The organism is Shewanella sp. (genome assembly GCF_051658185.1).
Classification (GTDB): Bacteria; Pseudomonadota; Gammaproteobacteria; order Enterobacterales; family Shewanellaceae; genus Shewanella.
Genome location: NZ_JBOFMC010000051.1, coordinates 1 through 5,130 on the forward strand (window position 1 = coordinate 1; position 5,130 = coordinate 5,130).

The following is a 5,130-nucleotide window of genomic DNA, read 5'->3' on the forward strand; positions in this document are numbered from 1 at the left end:
CTCACACTCAACACCCCCATTAAGCAAGTGCGTTATGTTGACGTCAAACAAAGTATGCAAAACGGTGGCGGCCCCGCTTGCCTGCGTTTGCGAGTCGCGATGAATTCAAAAGAAATTGAGGCTGTGAATCAACACACCTTAATGAATGATGCTCTTTTTAGCCGTTTAACTGCGTGGGTAGATAAACATTACCGTGACCGCTTAAGTACTCAAGATTTAGCCGACCCCCAACTACTCATCGAATCACGTACCGCTCTGGATGAACTGACGCAAATCATGCAGCTTGGCAGTGTGTATCAGTTCCAGAGGTAGCAAATTGAGCGCGATGGAGCTTAAAGCAAGGGACCAACCACACTCTAACCAATTGAAAAATTATAAAGAAAAGGGCACCTAAGGTGCCCTTTCTCATTGATGAACATTACTATTTAATATTAATCGGGATAGCCAAAACTTCCGTCACTAATTTACTGGGTGTTTCCACTTCTACGATAAATACTCCGGTATTGGGTTTATCTTCACCTTTTAAAGTCACCACAAATTCACGGCCGCCGTTGTAATTACTGCTCGGCCAGATATATTCGGCACTACTTACCACCGAACCTGCGGTCGCTTTAAAGCGCACTTTTGTCCCCGCTGGCATTTGTTGGTTATGTTGATCAGCAATGGTAAAACCTATTGATGCTGTTCCTTTGCCATTAATATTGATAGTTCCACCGTTATGCAGGCCGTCAGCATCCGTAATATCAACGTCACCTAGCGCGGTTGCAAATGCCGTGCTGCCTGACATCACCATCACTAAGCTTTGACGTACATAAAGTGATTTTGCAACAGCGCAACCAGCGTGAGCGGTAGACGCACATAGCACACCATTATATTTTTTATCTTTGTCATCAAATTTGCCATCAGCATTAAAATCGATTAACTCCTCAAGCTCACCTCCCGCCTGTCCCCCCGCTTGTTGTGGGTTAAATAACCCATCCTCATTATGATCAACAAAAGCATCACTGAGATCGAACGGTTGACCACTCACATCCTTTTTAGTGAGAAAGGCGGTCACTTCTGATTCATCAAATCTGCCGTTACCGTTCAAATCTGGGAAAGACTCTTCACCGATAGCTGTCGCGGTAATGGTTGCTCTTCCTCCAAATTTTTGGCCATAAAAATTACCTAAGTTTGCCGCGAGTCTGGCTTCAGGATTGCGATATTGCAACGCGGCATCATCAATCAATTTTTCGCCTTCAGGCCGAGGGAACTGGCTCGTCCAGATAACCGTACAAGCGCCTTTTACGGTTTGACAAGCATCTTCAATCGCCCCGCCTTCGGTGGTAAACGATACGGTCGTACCGTCGGGCGCGGGGTTGTTAAAGGCATCGGCTAATCTTGCGGTGATTTTGACTTGTGTTCCATCAATATCCCACCCCTCAGCATTCAAGACTTCAGCCGAAAGCGAAAAACTGTCTTGATCTGGGATCCCCGTAGAAACAATCAGCTGACTCGATTGGCTCGAAATCGTGGCATTAGTTAACTGAGCGCTCGCAGTAACACGTACCGATGTTGCTACTGTCCCGGTTTTTACCACAGTTTGCACTATGCCTTGAGTATTGGTTGTCGCCGTTAAAGGATTAAGTCCGATACCGCCAACATTGGTATTTAAACTAAAGTTAACAAGTTGATTACTTACAGGATTGCCATTAGTGTCTAGCACTTTAAATTTAATTTCTGATGATTCAGCACCCCCGGTGCCTAAAATAGCAATGTTTTGCGGCGTAGCAGATAAAAATACTATGCTGCCGACACTCGCAGGCGATACTTTTATCACCCCAGATGCAGAAACATTTAAGCCACCAGCATTGGCCGTCACATTGATGGGATCCTCACCGACACAACCTTTCGCAAGATAAGTGCTTGTGGCAACCCCATTGACGGATGGCACTGGTGAACTAATCAACGCTTCGGGCACCGCTTTTCTCGAACAGGCTGAAGAAAAATTCACATCGACAGGTTGCGTAAAAGGTTTACCCTGATCATCTTGAATACTCACCGATATGGTTGCAGTGCCACCTGCAGCTAATTCAGTCACACTGATGCTTGCTTTCCCCGCGACAAAAGGCGTACCGCTGCCCATCACCACATTGGTTGCCCCTACCACGACTACGGTATCGGCTTGCTCGCCACTGACAAGCGAGGCCGTAATGGTACCTGCACCTAACGTATTGCCCGCATAGATATCAACACTGGCTTTTCCTTGACTATCAGTGACGGCGGTTTTAATGGGTAGGTCACCAATATCATTTGCAAAAGTCACTATGCTGGGTTTTGAAATCCCCGTAACCGTCGCCGTTAGCTTGCCAGGATTTAACGCTGTAATCGTTTTGATTGGTGTACCCGATGCATCGGTTAATACCAAATTGACCTGTGCCCCGCCACCAGCATCACCGCCATCACCTTTACTCATAAAAGCAACGGTACCTGATGCGCCGGAGGAAACTTTGGCGCTAACCGTGCCACCACCCGCTTTTTGAGCACTCAGTAACTTAATGGAGGCAACCCCATTCGTGTCAGTCAGCACAGCACCATTGGATGGGCCATTATCTAAGGTTTGAAAAACACCCAAGGCACTATCATCTAAAGAAAAAGTGACTAAATGATTGGCAAGGGCGCCTAACTTCGAATCCACCACTTTTGCACTCACAATCGCAGGGGTTGCGGCTGATATTTGTGCATTGGTAATACTCAAACTCACCGTCACAACACTCGGCGTTGGCGGATTACCCGAATCGTTCTCTCCGATACTGCCGCCTCCGCCACACGCGACTAAGAAAAGTGAACATAATCCTGCGAGAAAAATCTTATACGCTGACTTCATTGTCAGGCTCCCTGTTACTCTAATGATTATACTAAGAAAGACGCCTTTAACTTATAGGCTAACATTACACAATTTTCACATAACTTTGCCATTGTTACTTTGTTTTATTTCGTATAATTTGCATTTATTTTAATAACTGGTCACATTTCAACTTGCTCTGTTTCTTGCTAGCCTAAGCACGCCAACTTAACCCCATAAAAACTACACAGGAACTTCCATGGCAACCTTGTCATACAATAAGCTCGGACTCACAGGTAAAATCCTCATCGGTATGGGACTCGGTATTTTATTTGGTTTGCTCCTGCGCAATATGCTCCCTGACAGCCCTTTTGTTAAGGACTACATTACCAACGGTTTTTTACATGTGATAGGCACCATTTTCATTTCAAGTTTAAAAATGCTTGTCGTGCCTTTAGTGTTTATTTCCCTCGTTTGCGGTACCTGCTCTTTAAGTGAACCGTCTAAATTAGGCCGGCTCGGGGGCAAAACTCTCGCCTTTTATTTGTTCACCACGTTACTCGCATTAGTGGTAGCCGTTTTTGCTGCGGTCATCGTCCATCCCGGCGATGCAACATTAGCTGCCGAAAAAATGAATTATGTCGCAAAAGAAGCGCCCGGATTTGCTCAGGTAATCATTGATATGATGCCCACCAATCCTGTGCAAGCAATGAGTGAAGGCAATATGCTGCAAATCATTATTTTTGCAGTTATTTTTGGTTTTGCGATTGCGCATATTGGGGAAAAGGGGAAACGTGTCGCGCAGCTATTTGATGATCTAAATGAAGTGGTGATGCGGGTGGTCACCCTCGTGATGCAATTAGCGCCCTACGGCGTGTTTGCGCTGATGGCCAAATTGGCCTTGACCTTAGGCTTAGAAACCTTTGGCAGTGTCGTTAAATACTTCTTCCTCGTGCTTGCCCTGCTATTGTTCCATAATTTTGTAACCTACTCGCTCTTGCTCAAAGTCTTCTCAGGGTTAAATCCATTCATTTTCATCCGTAAAATGCGTGATGTGCAATTGTTTGCCTTTTCGACTTCCAGCTCCAATGCCACGCTGCCAATCACCATGGAAACCACTGAACATCGTCTAGGTGTACGCAATAACATTGCTTCGTTTACCCTGCCCTTAGGCGCCACCATTAATATGGATGGAACGGCTATTATGCAAGGGGTGGCGACGGTGTTTATCGCCCAAGTGTTTGGTATTGAACTGAGTATTACCGATTACGCCGCGGTAGTGGTCACCGCGACATTAGCGTCTATCGGCACCGCTGGTGTGCCGGGCGTGGGGTTAATCATGCTCGCCATGGTATTAAATCAAGTGGGCTTACCTGTTGAAGGGATTGCACTTATCATTGGTGTGGATCGCCTGTTAGATATGACCCGCACCGCGGTCAACGTTACAGGGGATTGCGTGGCATCGGTGATCGTCGCTAAATCTGAAGGGGAATTTAATGAGGCGGTATTTAACAATACCGAGGCCGGTAAAGTCGCCCACAGTTTTAATGCACAAGTGCATATTTCAGAAAATCAATCAGCCTAATTATCACCGCAATTCGTTAAGTTAACAGGGAGGATTTTCCCCCTGTTAACTTAACGGCCGTTTAAGCAAATTAACATCTCAGCTCAATTCATGCTTTACTCCTCGATTAAAGCCGCAGACTTAACAACTCGAGTAACACTGCACCTTCTATGTGCACTAAGTGGCATTGCATTAACATGCAAATAGAATGTGGCTATAAATTGCAGTATATTAACAGCAACTCAATGAATTATCGGTGGAGAATAAGGTATGTGGTGGCGATGGCTGTGGATAGTGTTGGCATTTTGGTTATTAAGCGCCCATTTTTTACGCTATGACCAACTCTATGGGATGGGCATATTTGCCCTTGCACCATTAGCGGGCCTCATTAAACCGCAAATAAGCATCCGCTTATTACAATTAGCCTTGGTGATCAGCACAGTGACGGTGTGGGGATTATCCACTGTTGACATGATCCAAATGCGCCTAGCCCATGATGCGCCGTGGCAAAGATTAGCCGCCATTATGGCGACGGTGATGATATTTACCTTAGTCGCAGCTTGGTGTGGTAATGGCCTGCTGCGCCAAAACAAAGCTCGCCAAACCCAAGACTAAAATAAGCCAGCGCCACCCGCTTGAGGTGGCGCACCATCATCAATCTGCTGCAGAGCTCCGGAAAGTACAACCTCATAGCATTCACTTGTCACTTCGGTCAGCCTAGGTTAAGTTGCCCCTTGATATG

The 5,130-nt window shown here is 46.0% G+C and carries 4 protein-coding genes; 3 read left to right on the forward strand and 1 reads right to left on the reverse strand.

Annotated elements, in window-relative coordinates; translation table 11 throughout:
- A partial coding sequence (locus ACRCZA_RS02075) for an N-succinylarginine dihydrolase (RefSeq protein ID WP_438672825.1) occupies positions 1–312 on the forward strand: 312 nt, incomplete at its 5' end.
- A gap of 109 nt (positions 313–421) precedes the next feature.
- Here the strand turns inward: ACRCZA_RS02075 and ACRCZA_RS02080 are convergent.
- Entirely contained in the window at positions 422–2,866 is a 2,445-nt protein-coding gene (locus ACRCZA_RS02080) for a hypothetical protein (protein WP_438672826.1), read from the reverse strand.
- Between the two features lie 217 nt (positions 2,867–3,083).
- Between ACRCZA_RS02080 and ACRCZA_RS02085 the strand changes: the two genes are divergently transcribed.
- Positions 3,084–4,409, forward strand: coding sequence for a dicarboxylate/amino acid:cation symporter (locus tag ACRCZA_RS02085; protein WP_438672827.1), 1,326 nt, complete (start codon positions 3,084–3,086; stop codon positions 4,407–4,409).
- Positions 4,410–4,658: 249 nt separating this feature from the next.
- A complete protein-coding gene (locus tag ACRCZA_RS02090; protein WP_438672828.1) occupies positions 4,659–5,003 on the forward strand; it encodes a hypothetical protein in 345 nt (114 codons plus the stop codon).
- The last annotated feature ends 127 nt before the right edge of the window (positions 5,004–5,130 follow it).